At 58.2% G+C, this 22,133-nt stretch carries 23 protein-coding genes and 1 tRNA gene; 13 read left to right on the plus strand and 11 right to left on the minus strand.

The features are described from left to right. Window positions 1-3: 3 nt before the first annotated feature. Window positions 4-2,217, minus strand: a complete 2,214-nt coding sequence (locus ACR0NF_RS21025; RefSeq protein ID WP_480778899.1) for a TRAP transporter permease — start codon at window positions 2,215-2,217, stop codon at window positions 4-6. A gap of 80 nt (window positions 2,218-2,297) precedes the next feature. Then, entirely contained in the window at window positions 2,298-3,305 is a 1,008-nt protein-coding gene (locus tag ACR0NF_RS21030; protein ID WP_480471203.1) for a TAXI family TRAP transporter solute-binding subunit, read from the minus strand. Window positions 3,306-3,433: 128 nt separating this feature from the next. Between ACR0NF_RS21030 and ACR0NF_RS21035 the strand changes: the two genes are divergently transcribed. Then, window positions 3,434-4,390, plus strand: coding sequence for a LysR family transcriptional regulator (locus tag ACR0NF_RS21035; protein ID WP_480471202.1), 957 nt, complete (start codon window positions 3,434-3,436; stop codon window positions 4,388-4,390). 64 nt (window positions 4,391-4,454) lie between these two features. Here ACR0NF_RS21035 and ACR0NF_RS21040 read toward each other — a convergent pair whose 3' ends face one another. The 3 genes from ACR0NF_RS21040 to ACR0NF_RS21050 all read right to left on the minus strand — a co-directional run bounded on the left by ACR0NF_RS21040 (window position 4,455) and on the right by ACR0NF_RS21050 (window position 5,950). After that, window positions 4,455-5,177, minus strand: a complete 723-nt coding sequence (locus ACR0NF_RS21040; protein WP_480471201.1) for an alpha/beta hydrolase — start codon at window positions 5,175-5,177, stop codon at window positions 4,455-4,457. A gap of 234 nt (window positions 5,178-5,411) precedes the next feature. After that, window positions 5,412-5,487: transfer RNA gene (locus ACR0NF_RS21045), tRNA-Ala, on the minus strand. 139 nt (window positions 5,488-5,626) lie between these two features. Next, on the minus strand, window positions 5,627-5,950 hold the full coding sequence (locus ACR0NF_RS21050) for a TIGR02300 family protein (RefSeq protein ID WP_480471200.1): 324 nt from the start codon (window positions 5,948-5,950) through the stop codon (window positions 5,627-5,629). A gap of 100 nt (window positions 5,951-6,050) precedes the next feature. Between ACR0NF_RS21050 and ACR0NF_RS21055 the strand changes: the two genes are divergently transcribed. From ACR0NF_RS21055 to ACR0NF_RS21065, 3 genes are all read left to right on the plus strand, one after another. Further along, entirely contained in the window at window positions 6,051-6,743 is a 693-nt protein-coding gene (locus tag ACR0NF_RS21055; protein ID WP_480471199.1) for a M48 family metallopeptidase, read from the plus strand. 30 nt (window positions 6,744-6,773) lie between these two features. Next, window positions 6,774-7,421 (plus strand): GntR family transcriptional regulator, encoded by a 648-nt coding sequence (locus ACR0NF_RS21060; protein WP_480471198.1) that lies wholly within the window; start codon window positions 6,774-6,776, stop codon window positions 7,419-7,421. 112 nt (window positions 7,422-7,533) lie between these two features. Then, window positions 7,534-8,664: a lytic murein transglycosylase gene (locus ACR0NF_RS21065; protein WP_480471197.1), complete on the plus strand. Its 1,131-nt coding sequence runs from the start codon at window positions 7,534-7,536 to the stop codon at window positions 8,662-8,664. Window positions 8,665-8,668: 4 nt separating this feature from the next. Here the strand turns inward: ACR0NF_RS21065 and ACR0NF_RS21070 are convergent, their stop codons facing one another. Further along, window positions 8,669-9,631 carry an acetyl-CoA carboxylase carboxyltransferase subunit alpha gene (locus ACR0NF_RS21070; protein ID WP_480471196.1) on the minus strand — a complete coding sequence of 321 codons (963 nt, stop codon included), beginning with the start codon at window positions 9,629-9,631 and terminating at the stop codon, window positions 8,669-8,671. Between the two features lie 123 nt (window positions 9,632-9,754). Here ACR0NF_RS21070 and ACR0NF_RS21075 point away from each other — a divergent pair, with 123 nt between their 5' ends. After that, window positions 9,755-10,588 (plus strand): AraC family transcriptional regulator, encoded by an 834-nt coding sequence (locus ACR0NF_RS21075; RefSeq protein WP_480778900.1) that lies wholly within the window; start codon window positions 9,755-9,757, stop codon window positions 10,586-10,588. Between the two features lies 1 nt (window position 10,589). On the opposite strand, the gene ACR0NF_RS21080 is transcribed toward ACR0NF_RS21075, so the two are convergent. Further along, the gene (locus tag ACR0NF_RS21080) at window positions 10,590-11,183 is read right to left on the minus strand and encodes a LysE family translocator (RefSeq protein ID WP_480471194.1); all 594 of its coding nucleotides are present in this window, start codon (window positions 11,181-11,183) and stop codon (window positions 10,590-10,592) included. 73 nt (window positions 11,184-11,256) lie between these two features. Between ACR0NF_RS21080 and ACR0NF_RS21085 the strand changes: the two genes are divergently transcribed. Continuing rightward, window positions 11,257-11,709: an Lrp/AsnC family transcriptional regulator gene (locus ACR0NF_RS21085; RefSeq protein ID WP_480471193.1), complete on the plus strand. Its 453-nt coding sequence runs from the start codon at window positions 11,257-11,259 to the stop codon at window positions 11,707-11,709. A gap of 108 nt (window positions 11,710-11,817) precedes the next feature. Continuing rightward, on the plus strand, window positions 11,818-12,396 hold the full coding sequence (locus tag ACR0NF_RS21090; RefSeq protein WP_480485055.1) for a PA14 domain-containing protein: 579 nt from the start codon (window positions 11,818-11,820) through the stop codon (window positions 12,394-12,396). Window positions 12,397-12,446: 50 nt separating this feature from the next. On the opposite strand, the gene ACR0NF_RS21095 is transcribed toward ACR0NF_RS21090, so the two are convergent. Further along, window positions 12,447-13,409, minus strand: a complete 963-nt coding sequence (locus tag ACR0NF_RS21095; protein WP_480667158.1) for an L-malyl-CoA/beta-methylmalyl-CoA lyase — start codon at window positions 13,407-13,409, stop codon at window positions 12,447-12,449. A gap of 295 nt (window positions 13,410-13,704) precedes the next feature. Here ACR0NF_RS21095 and dgcN point away from each other — a divergent pair, with 295 nt between their 5' ends. From dgcN to ACR0NF_RS21110, 3 genes are all read left to right on the plus strand, one after another. Further along, on the plus strand, window positions 13,705-14,706 hold the full coding sequence (gene dgcN / locus ACR0NF_RS21100) for an N-acetyltransferase DgcN (RefSeq protein ID WP_480471190.1): 1,002 nt from the start codon (window positions 13,705-13,707) through the stop codon (window positions 14,704-14,706). A gap of 73 nt (window positions 14,707-14,779) precedes the next feature. Then, window positions 14,780-15,745 (plus strand): N-acetyl-D-Glu racemase DgcA, encoded by a 966-nt coding sequence (gene dgcA / locus ACR0NF_RS21105; RefSeq protein WP_480471189.1) that lies wholly within the window; start codon window positions 14,780-14,782, stop codon window positions 15,743-15,745. Between the two features lie 47 nt (window positions 15,746-15,792). Next, window positions 15,793-16,653 carry a D-amino-acid transaminase gene (locus ACR0NF_RS21110; protein ID WP_480471188.1) on the plus strand — a complete coding sequence of 287 codons (861 nt, stop codon included), beginning with the start codon at window positions 15,793-15,795 and terminating at the stop codon, window positions 16,651-16,653. Window positions 16,654-16,758: 105 nt separating this feature from the next. Here ACR0NF_RS21110 and ACR0NF_RS21115 read toward each other — a convergent pair whose 3' ends face one another. From ACR0NF_RS21115 to ACR0NF_RS21125, 3 genes are all read right to left on the minus strand, one after another. Beyond that, window positions 16,759-17,073 (minus strand): DUF1244 domain-containing protein, encoded by a 315-nt coding sequence (locus ACR0NF_RS21115; RefSeq protein WP_480471187.1) that lies wholly within the window; start codon window positions 17,071-17,073, stop codon window positions 16,759-16,761. Window positions 17,074-17,179: 106 nt separating this feature from the next. Beyond that, the gene (locus ACR0NF_RS21120; protein ID WP_480471186.1) at window positions 17,180-17,419 is read right to left on the minus strand and encodes a DUF6868 family protein; all 240 of its coding nucleotides are present in this window, start codon (window positions 17,417-17,419) and stop codon (window positions 17,180-17,182) included. Between the two features lie 87 nt (window positions 17,420-17,506). Next, window positions 17,507-18,244: an N-formylglutamate amidohydrolase gene (locus ACR0NF_RS21125; protein ID WP_480660023.1), complete on the minus strand. Its 738-nt coding sequence runs from the start codon at window positions 18,242-18,244 to the stop codon at window positions 17,507-17,509. A gap of 118 nt (window positions 18,245-18,362) precedes the next feature. Here ACR0NF_RS21125 and pyk point away from each other — a divergent pair, with 118 nt between their 5' ends. From pyk to ACR0NF_RS21140, 3 genes are all read left to right on the plus strand, one after another. Next, window positions 18,363-19,808 (plus strand): pyruvate kinase, encoded by a 1,446-nt coding sequence (gene pyk, locus ACR0NF_RS21130; RefSeq protein WP_480778901.1) that lies wholly within the window; start codon window positions 18,363-18,365, stop codon window positions 19,806-19,808. 244 nt (window positions 19,809-20,052) lie between these two features. Further along, on the plus strand, window positions 20,053-20,490 hold the full coding sequence (locus ACR0NF_RS21135; protein WP_480471183.1) for a universal stress protein: 438 nt from the start codon (window positions 20,053-20,055) through the stop codon (window positions 20,488-20,490). Window positions 20,491-20,504: 14 nt separating this feature from the next. Next, a complete protein-coding gene (locus ACR0NF_RS21140; RefSeq protein ID WP_480778902.1) occupies window positions 20,505-22,055 on the plus strand; it encodes an alanine/glycine:cation symporter family protein in 1,551 nt (516 codons plus the stop codon). Window positions 22,056-22,133: the final 78 nt, after the last annotated feature.

Here is a 22,133-nt window from a genome sequence, read left to right on the forward strand (position 1 = left end):
GTATCAGGCCGGCGAAGGGCTTCTGTTACGGCCGATCAACTGGGTGACAATGACCGGCGAGGCGACGGCCAGTGCGATCAGGTCCGCCATCAGTGATGGTGCCACAAAGATCACACCGGCGATGGCCATCAGAATCCGCGACGCAATGTTCAGCGGTTTTAACCAGTAGCCGACGACAGCAGCGGACAGTGCAATGACACCAGCGATGCAACTGGTAGCGGTGTAGGTGAATTCCCACAGATTGAACCCGGTCGAAGACACGAACAGCAAAACCGGAGCATAGACGAAAGCCATGGGTGCAATCACCTTGCCCAACCCAAGTGTGAAGGCGGACAAACCGGTTCGGAACGGGTTGGAATTGGCAATCGCCGCTGCCGCATAGGCCGATGTGCAGACCGGAGGCGTGATCTCGGACACCACTCCATAGTAGAGAACGAACAGGTGGCTGGCGATGGGTGGAACGCCCAGCTGTGCCAGTGCAGGTTGTGCGACCGAAACCAGCATGATGTAGAGAGCCGTGGTTGGGATACCCGCCCCCATCAGGATGCAGACGATGGCGATGAAGACCAACGAGATGAAAAGTTGCAGGTCTTCCATGGCAAACAGCTGAAAACTGCCGAACGAGATCATGTTATAAAGATCCGACGCCAGATTGCCCGCGCCTTGCGTCACCATGAAGCCGATGCGGAAGCCGATGCCGGTGGTGTTGATCACGCCCACGACGATGCCAACCGCAGCGGCTGCGGCGCCTACGGCCAGAGAGTATTTCACGCCCAACTCGACCGCCTGCAGCATCTCGGGCACTTCGATACGTTTCTGCGGGTTCAGCGTGGCGATGACGGACAGACCGCACAGGATCGCGGTCATGGTCAGATCAAACCCGCCGTCTGAGAACTTCCACAGTACAAAGGCCAGAAAGGCTGCCGCGTAGATCAACGTTGGTGGCTGTTTAATGCGCGACATACCGGCGATGACTGCCAGTGAAATACCGCAGAAGGCCGACATGAAGGGCGTGTAGCCCGTGAACAGAACCACCAGCAGACCGATCAACGGTACGATATTGGCCCAGCCTTCAGCCCAGACGGCTTTGAGCTGTGGCAGTTGCTCTTTTGCCAGACCTTGCAGGTTGAGCTTGCGCGCCATCAGGTGCACCACGGCAAAGACTCCGACATAGTGCAGGATCGCGGGGAAGATCGCCGCGATCACGATGGTGGTATATGGCACCTCAAGGAACTCGGCCATGATGAAGGCCGCAGCCCCCATGATCGGCGGCGTGATCTGCCCGCCTGCCGAAGACGCGGCCTCGACCCCGCCTGCGAAATGGCCGGGGTAGCCCAGACGTTTCATGTTCGGAATGGTCAGCGCGCCGGTCGAAACGGTATTGGCGACGGACGAGCCTGAGATGGTGCCGAAGAATGCGGAAGACACCACCGATACCTTCGCGGGGCCACCGGTATAGCGGCCCGCAAGAATGGTGGCATTGTCGATGAACAGCTGCCCCAACCCGGTGCGTTGCGCGATGACGCCGAACAGGACAAAGTGAAAGACAATGGTGGAAACCACCCAAAGCGTGACGCCATAGATGCCTTCCTGCGGGAAATACATCGACGACACGAAGGTTTTGAAGTTCACGCCCGGATGCTGCAGCAAGCCCGGGAAATACGGCCCGAGCAGAGCGTAAGAGATGAACACACAGATGATCAGCGGCAGCACCCAGCCCAGCGTGCGGCGGGCGATGTCCAGCACCAGCAGGATGATGACCACGCCAAGGAACACGTCATAGCCATTTGGGTTCCCCATACGGAAGGTCTGCTCCTCAATCCCCAGAAACGGGATGCCGCGCCAGGCGAAGCCGACATACAGGGCTGCTACAATGCCGAACCCCATGAAGACCAGATCGTAGAAGGGGACATTGCCGATGCGGAAGCGACTGACCTTTAGGGCATACAGGCTTTTGGCACCGATAATCGGGATGGTGGCGTAGACCAGAATGAACAGCAGGGCCAGATAGATACCCATATGCCAGTGGTCGGCGGGCAGGCCGAAACCAGCTGTAAAGAATTCGTAGAATGCAAAGATCAGGGCAACGACGCGCAGCACCTTGCCCGCCGTGGGAGTGACCTGCCGGACGGCAGCACCTTCGTCGAACTGCTCTTCGATGGCCGCCAGTTCCTCGGCTGTCAGTTCGTGGTCATCAAGTTTCTGGGTGTCGGACATGATGGCCCCCCGATTTCGCATGAGTCCAGAGTGCGGTGCCCCGCGCAGGGGCACCGACGACAGATGTCAGTGAGATGCGATTACTGAAGAAGCCCAGCTTCTTTATAGAACTTCTCCGCCCCCGGATGCAGCGGCACACCCAGCGCTTCGACACCGTCCAGCGCTGTATCAGCTGTGATCTGCTTACCCTTGGCATGGCCATTATCCAGCAGCTTGCGGGTGTTGTCGTTCCACAGGGCTTTGGTCAGCTGATAGACCAGATCTTCGGATAGATCCGAGGAGACAACCAGCATGGCGCTCACCGCCGGGGTCTTGGTTTCGGCATCGATGCCTTCATAGACGCCACCCGGAATAGCCGAGGGGATATAGGCCGGAATGATCTCGTTGATCTTCGCCAGATCCTCGTCGCTGAACGAGTGCAGGTTCATGCCCTTGGTCGAGGACAGCTGCACCATCGCGGCGACCGGCCAGCCTGCAGCATAGAAATAGGCGTCCAGCTGACCATCGGCCAGACGCTCGGCGCTTTGGCTATTGTTCAGTTCGGCTTCATCCATGTTGTCGCGATTGACGCCCCAGGCTTCGAGCATCTGCAGTACGGCAACCTGCGTACCTGAACCAGCCTGCGCGATGCCGACGCGTTTGCCCTCCAGGTCGCCCAGATCACCAATCGTCGCGCCCGCGGGCAGCACCAGATGCAGATCTTCCGGGAACAGGTTGGCCACGATGCGCAGCTTGGGATGGGGTTTGCCGTCGAATTTGCCCTCGCCCAGATACATCGAGCGGGTGACGTCGGCTGCGGCCAGACCGGCCTCAAGCTCGCCGTTTTGTACGGCAGCATTGTTGAAGACCGAGGCCGTGGTGGATTGCGCGATGGCAATCAGGCCGGGCACACCGCACTGGCCACCCTCTTCGCAGGGGCGCGAGCCCGGAGGGGCTGAGATACCGTTGGCGATGGTGCCGCCAATGGGGAAATAGGTTCCACCGGCACCACCTGTGCCGATGCGGAAAAAGGTCGGGTCCTGCGCCAGCGCCGGTGCGGCCAGTGCGCCAGCCAGAGCCAGGCCAGTCAGGCATTTCACTAGTTTCATCATCGTCTCCGTAGTTGGTTCGTTGGATTCGGTTCGCCCGAATTCTGATCCTGAAAGCGTAGAGACAATTCGCATAAATACAAATTTGTTATATTTCACTATACTAAAGTTTATCTTATATATTGAATATGAACCTGACCCAACTCGCCGTGTTCCGCGAGGTGATGGAAACCGGCTCCATCTCGCAAACGGCTAAGAAACTGAACCGCACCCAACCAGCCATCAGCTTGGCGCTGAAAAACCTGGAGAAGTCATTGGGGCTGACCTTGTTCGAACGGCACGGGCGCCGATTGGTGCCGGTACCCGAAGCGCATTACCTCTTGGCGGAAACAACCGGTATCCTTGACCGCCTCGCAACGATCTCGAACACGATGGAAGGACTGATCAAGGGCCATTCGGGTAGCCTCAACATTGCCACCATGCCTGGACCGTCGGCTTTTCTCTTCCCACGGTTCATCAGCCAGTCGGTCGCGGAAAACCCCGAGATACGCATCACGCTGTCCACTCGTAGCTCGCCCCAGATCATGGAACTTGCAGGAACACAGAATATCGATTTCGGATTTGCAGATTTCGAACACTCGGCCGGGAAGGAGCCCCAATATAAGGCCGAATTAATCCGGGCGGATTGCTTCTTTGCCGTGGACCGAGAGAACCCGTTGGCGACGCGCGAATACATCACCATCGAGGATTTGGATGGGGTTCCGATGGGCGGGCTATATGCCACCCATCCCTTTCAACAAAAGATCCGGCAGGAATTTCAGGATATCTCCGTGGACTACAACCCGACAGTGACTTGCCAGTATTTCATTCCGCTTGTTCCTTTTGTCAGTTCCGGTCAGTGTTGCAGCATCGTCGATCCATTGACTGTCGCGACGGAACGGGAACTGAATCTGTCCAACAAAAAAGTTGTGTTCGTTCCTTTTGAAAAACCACTCAGATATGAGTACGCGATCCTGAAACCGGAACATCGCCCCCCGTCTCAATTGGCTCTGAAGATAATGGCGGGCTGGAGAGCTGAAGTTCTGAAAATGTTGAAGGAAGTGGATGCGCACCCCCAAGCGGAGTTGTTTTCTCAGGAGAACTGAAACAACACTTTTATTGTGTTCCGGTGCCGTCGACTTGGTGCCCCGGCGTGAAGGGCGGGTTTTCTCAGCCTGGAGGCAAATGCGTGTCCAGGAAACCGGTTAGGGCCTCCCAGTATTCCGCCCCGTCACCACTCACGAGCGCCGACGCACCATGACGTCCGCGGCCCTTTGGTTCAAACCCTGTGACAGGGCCAGTTATTTTTGCTTCGAAAGGTCTCCACTGACCAGTCTCATTGCTGGCCGAGGTCAGAAAGACCGGCGCCTTCAGCTTTTCGAGCCGTTTTGAAACGTAATTATTGCTGCCGAAATATTCGCCGGGGGAAAACGCCATAACGGCGTCGGCAAAATTATCGTTATCCGCGGCCAAGACGAGGACTAGGCCGGCGGAATAAGAAGAGCCGAGCACGCCGACTTTTTGTGCACCAGCGTTGTTTCGCGCCCATGTAGCTGCGGCCTGCATGTCGGGGATGGCGCTGTCATAGGCAACATTGCCCCCCGCCTTGGCGGCGGTTTCGTTTTCCACCCCGTTGAATTTGCCGCCTGAGCGCTGGTCGACTGCAAGCGTCGCGTAGCCAAGCCCGTTCAACCGCTTGGCGATATCAGAGTATTCGCCGCGGCTTGCTCCAGCCATGTGATAAAGCACGAGAATGGTACCATAGGCTTTTTCGGGCTTTTGGAAATCTGCGGTTACGATAATCCCGTCGGAGGCCTTGAACCGCACCGTTTCGGCCGACGCGACGTTGGCGGCGAGAAGAATGGCTGCAAGCGTGAGAAGCGATTTGATCATGAAAGTCTCCCGAAGGCTCAGGAGAGACTTAGCATTTCCGCTATGTGGATTGCGGTAACGTTTTGAAGAGTAGGGCTCACCGAGTGAAGGGACGCTGACCTGACACGCTTGAGGTCAACGGAATTAATAGATGCCGTGTCTGGATAGCGAGAGATACGCATGCAGCTTCATTTTGTGTCACACCTGTGTGTCACACCGCTCTGATGCTTGCTATCTAGTTGTATGGTTAGGTTTTGGTGGAGCCTAGGGGAGTCGAACCCCTGACCTCTTGCATGCCATGCAAGCGCTCTCCCAACTGAGCTAAGGCCCCATACAGGTACCGCCTCGGCGGTGGACGGACGTTTATGAGACGTCGCAAGTGAGTTCAAGCCCTAATAACAGAATAGGCGAAAAAGTTTCGCTGGGTATTTAGGACTGGGACGAGGCGGCATAGGCCGCCCCGAGGTCTGTCAGCTTTCGTCGTCCGACGACATATCCTTGATGTCGTCCAGCGAAACGTTATCGCCGTCGTCCTCATCATCCAGCAGATCATCGTCCAGTTCGACATCCACATCGGCGTCATCGTCCAGAACGATATCGTCATCCGATGTCGCTTCGCGCGCCTTGACCGATGCTGCATCTTCCGCATCCGCAGCGATCATCCGGCTTTTGCCGGTATCCAGTTCCACGATCTCGCCTGTATAGGGGCTGACGATCGGGTCCTTGTTCAGGTCATAAAAGCGTTTGCCAGTGGTCGGGCAAACACGCTTTACGCCCCATTCTTCCTTGGGCATATCAAATCCCCTTGATATCAGGTGAATCTCATCAATGATTCAGGTCACCTGCCACAAGCGGCAGGGACTGTCAAAGCCTTTGCGCGAAGGAGATCGGCCCATGGGGCGACACGCATTGCCGGGAACGCCCCCTGTACCGCTGACATTGCGCAAATCGGCGCGTGCGCGGCGGATCAGTTTGCGGATTTCCCAACTGGATGGGCGGGTTACGTTGACCTATCCGACCGGGGTCGCCGAAGATGAGGCGTTGAGCTTTGCGCAGCAAAAAGAGGGCTGGATCCGAGGGCACCTGCAGGATCGGCCGGAGCCTGCCATTGTGCAATTCGGGCAATCGCTCCCCATTGAGGGGGTTGTACGACGAATCGTTCCCGCCTCGGGCCGCCGGGTGCAGCTGCGAGAGACGGAAATCGCCGTTCCCAAGGGCGCCGAGGCCCGGCGTCTTGCCCGTTTCCTGAAAGAGCTTGCCCGGGATCGGCTGACCGGGGCGTGTGACGACTATTCCGCGATGCTGGAGCGGCCATATAGCAGCCTCACGCTGCGCGATACACGCTCGCGCTGGGGGTCGTGCACATCGGCGGGGGGCCTCATGTTCTCGTGGCGTTTGATCCTTACGCCACCCGAAGTGCTGCATTATGTGGCCGCGCATGAGGTGGCGCATCTGGCCGAGATGAACCACTCGCCTGCCTTCTGGGCGCAGGTCGAGCGGATCTATGGCCCTTACAAAGCGCCACGCCGGTGGTTGCGCGACCATGGCACGCATCTGCATCGATACCGATTCGAGGCCAGCAGTTGACCTGAGAAGGATTTGTGATCACATAAACCCATGCTGACCACACGTACTGCCGACTCTCACACTGCTACTCATGATCGTGTTTATCGCGCCCTGCGCTCGCGCATTATGCATGGCGAAATCGCTCCCGGGCAGGCGTTGACCTTGCGCGGTATCGGCAAGGAGTTTGGCGTCTCAATGACCCCCGCGCGCGAGGCTGTGCGACGGTTGGCGGCGGAAGGTGCTCTGTTCCTGTCCACCTCCGGCCGGGTGTCGACACCGGAATTGACCAATGACCGGATCGAAGAACTGGCTGCGCTGCGCGCATTGCTTGAGGTGGAGCTTGCCAGTCGCGCCTTGCCGCGCGCCCATATGGCATTGATTGACCGGTTGCAAAGCATCAACATGAATGTGGCCGAAATGGTCACTAAGCGGGATGCAGTGGGCTATATCCGCTCGAATCTCGAGTTCCATCGTACCCTGTATCTGCGCGCGCAGGCCCCGGCGATGCTGGCGATTGCCGAGACCGTCTGGCTGCAACTGGGACCAACAATGCGCGCCCTCTATGGGCGGCTCAGACGCACCGAGCCTCCCCATTATCACCGCCTGATTATTGCGGCACTCAAGGCCGGGGATGAACCCGGGCTTCGGCTGGCAGTGCGTTCGGATGTGACGCAGGGGCTACGCCTGCTGGTGACCTGAGCGGCTTGTTGCCCATCGCCCTGACCTGCTCATTTGAGGCATAGCTCTGCTGGTCTGGATGGTCGGGCTGCGTTATCCTGATTGCAAATCACAACAAGAGCAGATTTCAATCATGATCAATCGTCGAACATTCTCCGCTGGGCTTGGGGCAAGCCTTCTGGCCGCCTGTTCAGGAGGCAGCGCTCCAAGCTCTGCCCCCGCGAGCCGCATGCGTGCCGTGCCTAACGCAGGTTGGGATGCCTGGGTTGCTGGCTTCAAGGGCCGAGCCGCCTCTCAGGGTATTTCGCAGACCACGCTCAATCGTGCCTTTCAGGGCGCGGGTTATCTGCCCGACGTTATCGAGCGCGACCGCAATCAGGTCGAATTCAAACGCTCGCTTGAAGATTATCTGGCTATCGCCGCCTCGGACGAACGGATCAGCACTGGCAAGCAGATGTTGGTGCGCCACGCGGGAACCCTGTCACAGATCGAAGCCAAGTATGGTGTCGACAAAGAGGTGGTTGTCGCCGTTTGGGGGCTGGAGAGCCGATATGGCGCGCGGCGCGGCGACGTGCCGGTGATCTCGGCGACCTCAACTCTGGCCTATGACGGGCGGCGCGGGGCATTCTTTGAAAAGCAACTGGTGGCCGCGCTGCGGATTATTCAGGAGGGCGACACATCGCCCGCCAATATGACCGGCAGCTGGGCGGGTGCCATGGGGCATACGCAATTCATCCCGACCTCTTATCTGGCCTATGCAGTGGATTTCACAGGCGATGGGCGGCGCGATATCTGGTCTGAGGATCCCACGGATTCTCTGGCTTCGACAGCCGCCTATCTGGCGCGGGCGGGTTGGGTGCGTGGGCAGCCCTGGGGAGGTGAGGCCGGCACGGTGTCCGGCACACCTGTTGCGGTGTTGCAACCGCAGACGCCCGGACCGCGCATCGCTGTGTTCCGCAACTTTCAGGTCATCAAGCGCTATAACAACTCGGACAGCTACGCGATTGGTGTAGGCCACCTGTCGGACCGGATTGCGGGGGGTGCACCGTTTCAGGCCTCGTTCGGGCCGGATGAAAACGGGTTGACGTTAGAGGATCGGAAGGAGCTACAGCGCCGTCTGACTGCCGCCGGGTATGATACGCAGGGCGCGGATGGGGTGATCGGTAAGAACTCCGAAGCCGCGATCAGTGGCTATCAGCGTGCGAACGGCCTGCCTGTCACCGGCAAGCCATCGGTCGATCTGCTGCGTCGATTGGGAGGCTGACGGCTTACGCCGCTAGGCCTTTAGAGCCGATATCGAGGAATTTCTGTCGGCGGTCCTTGATCAGGGCCGCCGCATCTTTGCCGTCTAGCTCTTTCAGCATTGCGGTGATGGCCGAACGCACCGACTCGACCGTCGCGGGGCGATCGCGATGCGCACCGCCTTTGGGTTCGGTGATGATCCGGTCACATACACCAAGCTTGTAGAGGTCTTGCGCGGTCAGGCGCAGCGCCTCGGCGGCTTCGCGCATCTTCTCGGCGTCTTTCCACAGGATCGAGGCGCAGCCTTCGGGTGAAATCACCGAGTAGACCGAGTGCTCCAGCATCGCCACGCGGTTCGCGGTGGCGAATGCGACCGCGCCGCCCGAGCCACCTTCGCCGATGATGACCGAGACCAGAGGCACCCCGATCTTCAGACACATCTCGGTCGAGCGCGCGATGGCCTCAGATTGGCCACGCTCCTCGGCCCCTTTTCCGGGATAGGCCCCGGCTGTGTCGATCAGAGTGATCACCGGCAGGCCAAAGCGGCCAGCCATTTCCATCAATCGCACGGCCTTGCGATAACCTTCGGGGCGGGCCATGCCAAAATTACGTTCGATCCGCGATTTGGTGTCACTGCCCTTTTCATGGCCGATCACCATGACTGGCTGGTCGTTGAACCGGGCCAGACCGCCGATCACGGCCAGATCGTCGGCGAAGTTCCGGTCCCCGGCCAGCGGCGTGAACTCGGTAAACAGCTCTTTGACATAGTCCTGACAATGGGGCCGTTCGGGGTGGCGCGCCACCTGGCATTTCCGCCATGGGGTCAGATCGGCGTAAAGCTCATCCAGCAGCTTGGCGGCCTTGGCATCCAGTGCTGCGGCCTCTTCGGTCACATCCATCTCTTCATTGGCACGGGCCAGCGCGCGCAATTCCTCGGCCTTGCCTTCGATCTCGGCCAGGGGTTTTTCGAAATCCAGATACTGGGTCATGACGCCTCTCAACGCGGAAGTTCCCTGCTATATGACTAAAGGTCGGCCCGGATGCAACTCAGCAAGACTTGTGGATCGATAATATGCGACTTCCGAGAAGGCGAGGAAGTAGGAAGAAAGCCCATGGCCACCAGCTATGAAGATCGCGTTCTGCGCGTATTGGCCTATATCCATGGCAACCCTGCAGGGGATCTGTCGCTGGACACTCTGGCCGATGTGGCCGCCATGTCGCGGTTCCACTGGCACCGGGTGTTTCGTGCCATCACGGGTGAAACCTGTGCGCAGGCGGTGCGTCGGATCAGGCTGCATCGTGCCGCGTGTTGGCTGGTTCAGACCGACGAGCCCTTGGGCAAGATCGCGTCCGACATCGGCTATCCCAACCTGAATTCTTTTGCGCGGGCCTTTTCCGAGGCCTACGGCAAAAGCCCCGCTGCCTTTCGCAGTGCCGGTCAGTTTTTGCCAGTTAACCCACGGTTCAAGATCGGAGATTATCCAATGCATCCCATTAGTACACGTATAGAACCCACCCGTCGCATCGTTGCCCTGCCGCATAAGGGTGCCTATACCGAAATCGGCGAAAGCTTTGAAGCGTTCAGCGCCTTGTGCGAATCCCGTCAGCTGTGGCCCCAGATTGGCCCGATGATTGGCATGTATTTCGACAGTCCAGATGATGTTCCCGAGCAGGACCTGCGCAGTTATGCCGGGGCTGAGTTCAGGGGTGACACAACGCCCGAGGGCATGGAGAGCCTGACCATTGCTGGCGGGAACACGGCAGTGTTGACCTTCAAAGGTCCATATTCAGGGCTTCAGGCCGCTTACCATAGTTTGTTCGGTAATTGGCTGCCTGAGTCCGGAGAGGAACCGGCGGATCAGCCCTGTTACGAGATTTACCTGAACGATCCGCGCGAAACTGCACCCGAGGACTTGCTGACCGAGATCTGCCTGCCGCTGAAATAGATCAAGGCCACAGCACCGGATACAGCGAGGCCACAAGAAGCCCCGCCATCGCCCAGTTGAACACCAACAACCGGCGCGGATTGGTCAGAATCCGCGCCATCTGTTGGCCGAGCACTGTCCAGACGCTGACCGATGGCAGATTGACCGCGCCAAACACGAGCGCGACGATTACGATGGCTGTGATCGTGTGGCCGGGCGTGTAGGCTGTGGTCGCCGTCAGCGCCATCGCCCAGGCTTTGGGATTGACCCACTGAAAGGCCGCCGCTTGCAAGAAGGTCATCGGCCTACCCGAAGCAGCCCCTCTTTGCGCCGGGGCGGCGTGGGCGATCTTCCATGCGAGATACAGCAGGTACAGGACCGATGCGATCTTGAGCAGCGTATAGCTGACGGGGAACCGATTGAAGACCTGCACCAGCCCGGCCCCGACCAGCAGCACCATGAACGTAAAGCCCAGCCCAATGCCCAGCATATGCGGGACGGTTCGGCGAAAGCCGAAATTGGCACCTGACGCCATAAGCATCAGATTGTTAGGCCCCGGCGTAATCGACGAGACGAAAGCAAATGCAATCAAAGCCAACAGGATGTCGTAGGTCATGCTTGGTATAATCTCGCCAAAGTGGGCAAATGTAATTGCGTTTTTGTGCGTTTGGGTGCAAATTTAGCAATAAATGGTGAATATAGATGAAATAAACCATCGAATATTGCGCGAGCTTTCTGAGGATGGGCGCATCAGCAATCTGGAGCTGGCTGAGCGTGTCGGCCTGTCCCCGTCGGCGTGCCTGCGACGCGTACAGGAACTGGAACGGACCGGCGTGATCGCTGGTTATCGCGCAGTGCTCAACCCTTCGGCCTTGGGTGTTGGCTTCGTCGCCTATATCGGCGTGGGGTTGGGAGAGCACACAAAAGCCGCTCAGGAAGGGTTTGAAAAAGCGCTTCACCGGGCCCCGGAAGTGGTCGAGTGTCACAATATCACCGGTACGATCGAATACCTGCTGCGGGTGGAGTGCGCCGATCTGCCGACCTACAAAGCCTTCCATACCGAGGTGCTGGGCACATTGCCCCATGTGACCTCAATCACGTCTTATGTGGTTATGGATTCCCCCAAAGACAGGCGCGCCTAGGGGCTATTTTGTGAAGTTTAACCACCTTGCCGGGTCGAATTTCACACCATAGAGTCATCATAAATACGTCGTCGGCAGGGGGATCGGCGCGAATTCAGGGAGATAAAGATGACCTTTCTCAGGACCGGGGCGCTTGCCGCTACCATGGCCGTGTTCGCCGGTGGTTGCTTTGCAGCGCCGTTGAAGCTGAAGCCAGCCAATCCGCAACCGAGCCCGAAGTCTGGGTTAAACGTAAAATATGCGTGGGAGGGAAACCCGCCTCGCAAGATTCAGAATTTTGGCAAAGTTGACCAGTTGCTGAAGAAAGCAAAGCCAGGTCAGCCGCTGCGAGGCCTTGATTACCGGGACACCAACGAGGGCGATCCGGTGCTGACCTTCAATGAAGCCTTCAATGTAGCAGCGGACATTACAGGCTATATCAGGTTTGACGCGGCGGGGGTCTACGAACTTGAAACATGGTCAAATGACGGTGTTGATGCCTGGATCGGTGGTCAGCAAATCGGCTATGTAAACGGGCGCCAGGGGTGTGAGGCCAACCAGCGCACCGAGGTCGAGGTACCGCAGGCAGGTTGGTATCCCGTGAAAATAAAGTATTTTCAGAAATATGGCACCTCGTGCCTGATGATGAAGTGGGGCAAGCAGGGCGAACGCTTTACCTGGACACCCAACGACGTTTTTGGGCGCTGAACCACGATCATAACTCAGATGAGGCGCCCTTTCGGGCGCCGATCTTTTTGTCAGCCTCCGGCTGTGATCAGGTCCGACTGTGCCACGATTACTTCGGCCTGTTTGATCGAGGCAATGTCGACAAGACGGCCTTTGTAAACGGTTGCGCCTTCACCGTTGGCTTTGGCCTGTTCCATGGCCGCAAGGATTTCGCGCGCCTCAGTGACGGCTTCCTCTGAAGGCGTGAACACCTGATTGGCCAACGCAATCTGTTTGGGATGAATGGCCCATTTGCCGACCATACCCAGCGTCGCGGAACGTTTTGCCTGAGCGATATAGCCTTCGTCGTCCGAAAAGTCGCCAAAAGGTCCATCGACCGGAAGCACGCCATGGGTACGGCAGGCGGCGACGATCGCGGCTTGCGCCCAGTGCCAGGGATCGGACCAGTGCTTTTCGCCCTCTCGCAGCATGTAGTAGTTTTCCTGCGTGCCACCGATGCCGGTGGTTTGCATGCCCATCGAAGCGGCGAAATCCGCAGCGCCAAGGCTCATCGCCTGCAGGCGTGGAGAGGATGCGGCGATTTCTTCCACATGCGCCAGACCCGCCGCAGATTCGATGATAACCTCGAATGAGATTGGTTTGGTTCGGCCTTTGGCGTGCTCGATGGCCGTGACCAACGCGTCCACAGCATAGACATCGGCGGCGCAGCCCACCTTTGGGATCATGATTTGATCCAGCCGGTCGCCCGCTTGTTCCAGCACATCCACCACATCGCGGTACCAATAGGGTGTGTCCAGACCGTTGATACGGACGGACATGTACTTAGTGCCCCAGTCCACGCTGTTCAGCGCCTCGATGACATTGGCGCGGGCCGTATCCTTATCTGACGGAGCCACCGAGTCCTCGAGATCGAGATTGATGACATCCGCAGCCGATGCCGCCATCTTGGGGAACAGTTTGGTGTTCGAGCCGGGGCCAAACAGCTGGCAGCGGTTGGGCCGCGCCGGGGCGGGGGGTTGGATGCGGAAACTCATCTGGACCTCGCGTGAGTAATGAAATTGCGTTCTCTCGTTATGATGGGATATTAAATTGCGCAACGGCGCGCAAGCGCGATTGTGCATCTGCGGCAATGCGCGTGCAGCAACGGTCGCGAAGTGTGCTGAAATGAGTGCTTAAAGTTTGATCACTTTAAAAACTTCGAAGAATCTTGCTGAGTTGAGATCATATCTGCAAAATTTTTGCATGAATATCTCTGTTGTAAGGAGAATTCGAGAAACGCTCGCCAAATTGGTTCTCTAATTTGGCTCGGAATCAAAGGAGTGCTGCGCGATGATCGAGACACCATATCTGTTGTTTTTGGGGGATGCGCCCGACCAACTGGCGGCCAAGGTTGCCGTTGGGATCAAGGACTGGCGGCCTGAAAACGCTGTAGGTCAGTACAGGATGGATGGCTGCAAGGCGGATCTTGGTCTCAAAGACATGGATCTGGTTGAAGCGCGCGAAGCGGGGGCCAAGACCCTGGTCATCGGTGTGGCCAACCGGGGCGGGGTGATCAGCCAGGATTGGAAAAAGGTTCTGGTCATGGCGTTGGAAGAAGGTTTCGATCTGGCTTCGGGCCTGCACAATCTTCTGCGCGATGAGCCCGATCTTGTTGCTGTGGCCGAGGCCACCGGGCGCAAGCTGCATGATGTGCGGGTGCCCGAAGTCGACTATCCGATCGCAAATGGCGTCAAACGTACCGGCAAGCGCTGTCTTGCCGTGGGCACCGATTGCTCGGTCGGCAAGATGTATACGGCCATGGCGATGGAAGCCGAGATGCGCAAGCGCGGAATGAAGGCAACCTTCCGCGCGACGGGGCAGACCGGTATTCTGATTACCGGCGATGGTGTGCCTCTGGATGCGGTGGTTGCTGATTTCATGGCGGGTTCGGTAGAATGGCTAACGCCGGACAATGACGAAGATCACTGGGATCTGATCGAGGGGCAGGGATCGTTGTTCCACGTCTCTTATTCGGGTGTGACCATGGCCCTGATCCATGGTGGGCAACCGGACGCGCTGATTCTATCGCACGAACCAACCCGTGAACATATGCGGGGTTTGCCCGGCTACCAACAACCCTCACTGGAGGCGCTGCGTGATACGGCGCTCAACCTCGCGCGTGTTGCCAACCCCGACTGTCAGGTTGTTGGTGTCTCGGTGAATACTCAGCACATGAGCGAAGAAGACGCATCGGCCTATCTTGCGCAGATCGAGGCGGATATGGGCCTGCCTGCAACAGACCCGTTCCGCTTTGGCTCGGGCAAGCTGGTCGACGCACTGGCCGAGATGTGATCTGAAGGACACGCGGGTGGCGGGCAATGTTCGCAACCGTCGCATATTTGGGAAAAGATGAAGGAGCTGGCGCGTGCAGGTTGAAGTCTCTCGCGATGTGTTTCGGCTGGCGCAGGTGTTTACCATTTCGCGTGGCTCACGAACCGAGGCGCAGGTGTTGACCGTTCGGATTACGGACGGGACTTATCAAGGGTGGGGTGAATGCGTGCCTTATGCCCGTTATGACGAGACTTTGGATTCTGTTGAGGCCGAGATTGCCGGTCTGCCCGGTGAGTTTTCGCGGCACGCGCTGATGGAGCTTCTGCCCGCAGGGGCCGCACGCAATGCGGTGGATTGTGCGCTGTGGGATCTTGAGGCCAAGCGCGCGGGCAAACGGGTATGGGATCTGGCCGGATTACCGGTGCCGGGGCCCGAGATAACGGCCTATACTCTGTCGCTGGATACGCCCGAAGCCATGCAGGCGCAGGCCGCGCAGAATGCGCATCGTCCTTTGTTGAAGATCAAGCTTGGAACACCTGATGACATGCCGCGGCTTGAAGCGGTGCGTGCGGGTGCGCCAAAGGCACGGATCATTGTGGACGCCAACGAAGGTTGGTCGGCTGCAGTTTATGCCGATCTTGCGCCGCATCTGGTGCGACTGGGGGTGGCCTTGGTTGAGCAACCTTTGCCAGCCGGAGAAGACGAGGCCCTGATCGGAATGGAGCGCCCGGTCCCCGTTTGTGCGGATGAATCCTGCCATGACCGCGCCAGCCTGCCCGCGCTGAAGGGTAAGTACGACGTCGTGAACATCAAGCTGGACAAAACCGGAGGCCTGACCGAAGCGCTTGAATTGCGCAAGGCTGCGCTGGCCGAGGGGTATCGCGTGATGGTCGGGTGCATGGTCGGCAGCTCTCTGGCGATGGCGCCTGCGACCTTGTTGGCGCAGGGTGCGATGGTAACAGACCTTGACGGGCCGCTTCTGTTGGCCGAAGACCGAGCTAACCCGCTGACATTCGATGATGCCGGGGTGCATCCGCCAAAGGCAGCGCTCTGGGGGTGACGGACACCCGGGAAACGGGCGAAGCCCGGAGACGAAGAGGAAATGACATGACCCGCACCGTTTACGTGAATGGCGAATACCTGCCCGAGACCGAGGCCACGGTCTCGATTTTTGACCGGGGCTTTCTGATGGCTGACGCTGTTTACGAAGTGACCAGCGTTCTGGGCGGCAAGCTGATCGATTTCGACGGCCACGCGGTGCGCCTGAAGCGTTCGCTCGACGAACTGGATATGGCAGCGCCCTGCAGCAAAGACGCGCTGCTGGACATCCATCGCAAGCTGGTCGAACTCAATGAGATCGACGAAGGCCTGATCTATCTTCAGGTCACACGCGGCAGCGACGGTGACCGGGATTTCGTCTTCCCCTCGGATGATACCAAACCGACGCTGGTTCTGTTTACGCAGAACAAGCCTGGCTTGGCCAACAGCCCGGCGGCGCAGAAAGGGATCCGTGTCATTTCGATTGACGATATCCGCTGGGGTCGCCGCGACATCAAAACAACCCAGCTGCTCTATCCGTCACTGGGCAAGATGATGGCAAAGAAGGCTGGGGCTGACGATGCCTGGATGATCGAAGACGGCTATGTGACCGAGGGCACCTCGAACAACGCCTACTTCGTCAAAGACGGCAAGATCGTTACGCGCCCGCTGTCGAATGACATTCTGCATGGCATCACCCGTAAAGCGGTTTTGCGCATGGCGGCCGAGGCACAGATGGTGGTCGAAGAGCGTCTGTTCACCATTGATGAGGCGAAACAGGCGGAAGAGGCCTTTGTCACTTCGGCTTCGACATTTGTGATGCCAGTCGTCGAAATTGATGGCGAGACGCTCGGCGAAGGCACGCCAGGTCCCATCGCAAAGCGGTTGCGCGAGATTTATCTGGAAGAGAGTCTGAAAGCCGCTGTTTGAACCGGTTCTGGAAAAGGCCTGCCGCAAGGAATGCGGCAGGCCTTTTTCGTTCGACAGTAGGGCGCGAAGGCGCAGGGCGGGCTTTACGCCGCTGATCGTTAGGGCTCAGCCCTGTTTCCCCACATTCTCTTCAAAGGCGACCTTGAAAGCGGCCTGTTTCTCGGCGCTGGCTTCGGTCTGATAATTGGCCTTCCACTCATCCATGGTCATGCCATAGAAGATCTCGCGCGCCTCATCCTTGCCGATCTCGATGCCCTTTTCATTGGCCGCTTCCTGATACCAGCGCGACAGGCAGTTTCGGCAGAACCCGGCCAGATTCATCAGATCGATGTTCTGCACATCGGTGCGGTCTTCCATCAGATGTTTCTGCAGCCGACGAAAGGCAGCCGCCTGAAGTTCGATTTCGGTTTGCTTGTCCATGTTCTGGCTCCGAAGGTTTGTTTGCTAAGCCTGACCTAGCAATCCGGCGGCCATGTTACAATGAAACGAAAGGCGTATGAGCCCACCGGGACAATAGTTCTGGATATTACGCCAGTTTAAGTGCGATCCACGGCATCAGGCTGAATGTGATCGTCAGGATCTTGAAATTGGCAAGATACCGGAAATATGCGCGCTTCACGTCGTGCTTTTCCATTTGGAACATTCTGCCGTGTATACCGGCAATCCAATCCTGCAAGGCCACAACCATTAGTGTGCTGAACAGCAACACGCCGATGTTAAGGACTGTCATCCAGCCGAAGACGGTGGTCAGGAATTCCTGCGTCATGATCGCCTCCTTTCGTCCAATATATGTGTATCGGTGCCAGAGCTCACAATGTCGTTAGTCGTGAAAGCGACCCGAGGCGTCCCTATGTCACAGCCCGCTTTCCGATAGTGCATCCTGCAGAACAACCGCAAGCCGTTCGGCCCAGTGCCGCTGTCCGTCGTGATCTGCAATCAAGTCGTTGCGCAACTCGATCAGTGCGTTGGGGCGGCCAAAAGTGGTGCAGTGCTTGTCGATCGCGTCACCCGGCAGCGTGCCGGTATAGGGCTCGTTGATGCCGACGCACAGATCGCCCTCGGTCTCAAGCCGGTTGATCAACGGGCGTGAGAAACGTTCATCCGGGGTGTGAAGAACGCCGATATGCCAGGGGCGCGGTTCTCGGCCGCGCAATTGGCGGGTGAAAGAATGCATCGACACGATCACCGCATGCGGCAGAGCTGCCAGTTCAGCCAGTGCGGTGTGATAGGGCCGGTAACACATGTTCAAACGCAGTTCGCGCTCAGTCGCATTGGCGTGACGGTTTCCCGGGATAATCGAGCCGTCATACAGCTTCATCAGCAGGGTTGGGTCGTCTTCGCCACGGTTGGGGTCAATCACAAGGCGCGAGAAGTTGGCTGCGATGACTGGGGCGTTCAGGATCTCTCCCAGATGCTTCGAAACCTCGTAGGCCCCTACATCATAGGCGATGTGGCGTTCCATATCTTCACGCGGCAGGCCGAGGTCACCGCCATTGATATCCGGCGGCACCATGTTGGTTGCGTGATCGCAGGTAATCAGCCAGCGCGACGGGCGATCCGCGCCGTGAACGAAAAACGGAGAGTATGTCATGAACCTGTCATCTTGTTTGCCGCAGGTGTAGGACAGTTGCTTCGGAAAGGGAATTGCGCAATAAGCAGCCTGAGAACTGTTTGCGGTAACATTTGGACGTTTGAGGAGAACTTGATCGATGCGACGCCTGAGAAACGTGAAGATCGTGGCGACGCTGGGGCCAGCGTCCAATGACTATGACATGATCCGCGCCCTGCACGAGGCCGGGGCGGATGTGTTTCGACTGAACATGAGCCACGGCAGCCACGATGAGATTCGCGAACGCCACCGCATCATTCGGCAGGTGGAAAAGGACCTGGACAGCCCGATCGCAATTCTGGCCGACCTTCAGGGGCCCAAACTGCGCGTTGGTGTGTTCGCCAATAATGCCGAAGAGTTGGAAGAGGGCGCGACCTTTCGGCTGGATCTTGATCCGGCACCTGGTGATGCCGGTCGTGTCTGTCTGCCGCACCCCGAAATTTTTGCCGCGCTGGAGGTTGGCGCGCGGCTGCTGGTCAACGACGGCAAGATTCGCCTGATCGTTCGGGAGTGTGGTCAGAATTTTGCCAATTGTACCGTTGAGGTCGGTGGCACGATCTCGAACCGTAAGGGTGTGAACGTCCCGGACGTGGTGCTGCCCTTGGCGGCGCTTTCGGCCAAGGACCGGGACGACCTGGAATTTGTATGCCAGCTGGGTGTGGACTGGCTGGCGCTTAGTTTTGTGCAACGCGCCAAGGACGTTTTCGAGGCGCGTGCGCTGGCCGATGGCCGTGCGTCGATCCTGTCAAAGATTGAAAAACCAGCTGCGGTCGAGGCGTTTGACGACATTCTTGACGCCTCGGACGGGATCATGGTTGCACGCGGCGATCTAGGGGTCGAGCTTCCGGTCTCTGCCGTGCCGCCAATTCAGAAGCGTCTGGTCCGCAGATGCCGCAGTGCCGCCAAGCCGGTGATCGTGGCCACGCAGATGCTGGAGAGCATGATCGAAAGCCCAATGCCCACGCGAGCCGAGGTCTCGGATGTCGCCACCGCGATCTACGAGGGCACGGACGCAATTATGCTCAGCGCGGAATCGGCAGCCGGTGCCTATCCGATCGAGGCCGTTCAGACCATGAACAAGGTGGCGATCGAGGTTGAGGCCGATCCGACCTACACCCAGATTATCGCCGCCTCGCGCACGGCGAAGGGCACGACGGTCGCGGACGGGATCGTTGCCGCCGCACGTGAGATTGCCGAGAAGACCGATATCAAGGCGATTTGCTGTTTCACCCAAAGCGGCACGACCGCCTTGCTGACCGCGCGTGAACGTCCCGGCGTGCCGATCATCGCGATGACCCCGGCCACTGGAACGGCGCGTCGCCTGTGCCTCAGCTGGGGGTGCCACTGTGTCATGACGCCCGAACTGGAGCGCTTCAAAGGTGCCGTGGTCAGCGCTGCTCGTGCCGCGCGCGCCGCGGGATTTGCATCAGAAGTTGATCAGATCGTGGTCACTGCCGGTGTCCCGTTCAACGTGCCCGGCACCACCAATATTCTGCGCATTGCGCCTTGCGATGAGCGGCTGATCTACAATACGGACCCGGGTTGAGCTCGGGTCCGCAGGCTAACTTTCAGTTCGACAATTCCGTGTATGTCTAATTATTAGGCAAAAAATATACTTATTTATCAATAGTATATTTGATTTCGGGTTGTGCTCGGCAATTATCTCTCTGTTTTTCCGTGTTTTTTAGGGATACTCGCCCCTAGGGCAGTCTACTCAAACAAGTTCCAGGTTCCGGCTGCCCTGCCGGGAGCGAGGGTCCCGGCCAAATCAACAATAACGGAGGAACGGCATGACAACGAAAATTGTCATAGGGCTGGACGGGACAGAAACCGGAGAACGCGCGATCACCTTTGCCAAAGATCTGGCAGGGCTCATCGGATCATGCGAGCTTCTGGCGGTTTATGTCATCGAATGGTCTCCTTTCACATTCCAGACACCGGAAGAAAACGCGTTGCGCCACAAGCGGCGTGAAGAAGAGGTGGCGTTGGCCACGTCGCGGATCATTGAGCCAGCGGTCGAAGCGCTGAAGGCTGCAGGGTTCGAGGCGCGCGGCATCGTCCGTCACGGAGATGTGGCGGAAACGTTGAACGCAATCACGGTTGAAAACGGCGGCACTCAGATCGTTGTAGGCCGGGCCTCGGCGGATGGATTCAAGAAACGCCTGTTTGGTAGTTCGACCCAGAACCTTGTCATGCACGCCGACGTTCCCGTCACGGTCGTGAACTGAGGGGAGAGATGATGATGAATATTCAGAACAAACTGGGTCTGGCCGCGCTTACCGCTCTGGCCGCAGGTCCTGCCGCCGCTCAGGAAGCGGTTGGGTTGGACGACAAGATCAATCAGGCCTTTGCCGATTTCACAGGGCCGTTCGTCAGCTTTATCTTTGCTCCGTTCCCGGGCACCGGGTTCCCGTGGATTGTGGGTTGGCTGGTGATCGCGGCAACCGTGTTCACGCTGTATTTTGCCTTTGTTCAGCTGCGCTTCTTCGGGCATGCGATCAGCCTCGTGAAAGGCGATTATTCTGACCCCAATGATGCGGGTGAGGTTAGTCACTTTCAGGCGCTTGCCACGGCTCTGTCTGGTACGGTCGGTCTCGGGAATATCGCCGGTGTGGCGGTTGCCGTCGGGATTGGTGGTCCGGGTGCGACTTTCTGGATGATCGTCGCGGGTCTGCTGGGCATGGCGTCGAAATTCACTGAATGTACGCTGGGCGTGAAATACCGTAATGAATACGAGGACGGCACCGTTTCCGGTGGTCCGATGTATTACATGTCCAAAGGGTTCGACGAACTGGGCCTGCCGGGCGGTAAGATTCTGGCCATTCTGTTCTCGATCTTCTGTATCCTTGGCGCGCTGGGCGGGGGCAATATGTTCCAGGCCAATCAGGCGCATCAGCAGATTGCGGGTATTGTCGGAGATTATCCGGGCTGGATCACCGGTCTGGTCTTTGCAGGTATCGTCTTTGCCGTGATCGTTGGTGGCCTGAAATCCATCGCACGGGTGACTGAAAAAGTCGTGCCGTTCATGGGTGTCATGTATGTGGCGGCGGCGTTGGTCATCATTATCATGCATGCAGACCAGATCGGTTGGGCCTTCGGCCAGATCTTCGCAGGTGCCTTCACCGGGCTTGGTGTCGCCGGCGGTATGGTCGGCGCGCTGATTCAGGGCTTCCGCCGTGCGGCGTTCTCGAACGAAGCGGGCGTTGGTTCTGCGGCCATCGCACACTCGGCAGTGCGGACGAAGGAACCGATTACCGAAGGCTTTGTGTCTCTGCTGGAGCCGTTCATCGATACGGTTGTGATTTGTACCATGACCGCGCTGGTGATCATCATCACGCAACAGCTGATTATCGATCCGGCAACTGGCAACTACATGCTGAACGAAGCAGGCAACGCGATTGCAACCGTTGACGGCAATACTGGTGTCAGCCTGACATCGGCGGCGTTCGGCAGCGCATTCAGCTGGTTCCCGTTCATTCTGGCGATTGCCGTGGTCCTGTTTGCCTTCTCGACCATGATCAGCTGGTCCTACTACGGCCTGAAGGCCTGGACCTACCTGTTCGGCGAAGGCCACACCAAGGAACTGGTGTTCAAGATCATCTTCTGCATCTTCGTTGTTATCGGTGCGGCGGCCAACCTTGGCCCGGTCATCGACTTCTCGGATGCGGCGATCTTTGCGATGGCGGTTGTGAACGTCTTCGCGCTCTACTTCCTGATGAAAGTGGTGCGGCAGGAGCTGGCCTCTTACGCAGAACGGCTGAAGACCGGAGAAATCCGCAAATTCGGCCACTAAACCATTCCACCGGGGCGGCCCCGCGCGGCCCCGGTGCCTGACCCGATGCGAAAAGCGCAGAATCTGGGCCAAACCCCC

It is taken from the genome of Ruegeria sp. CF4, assembly GCF_056537345.1.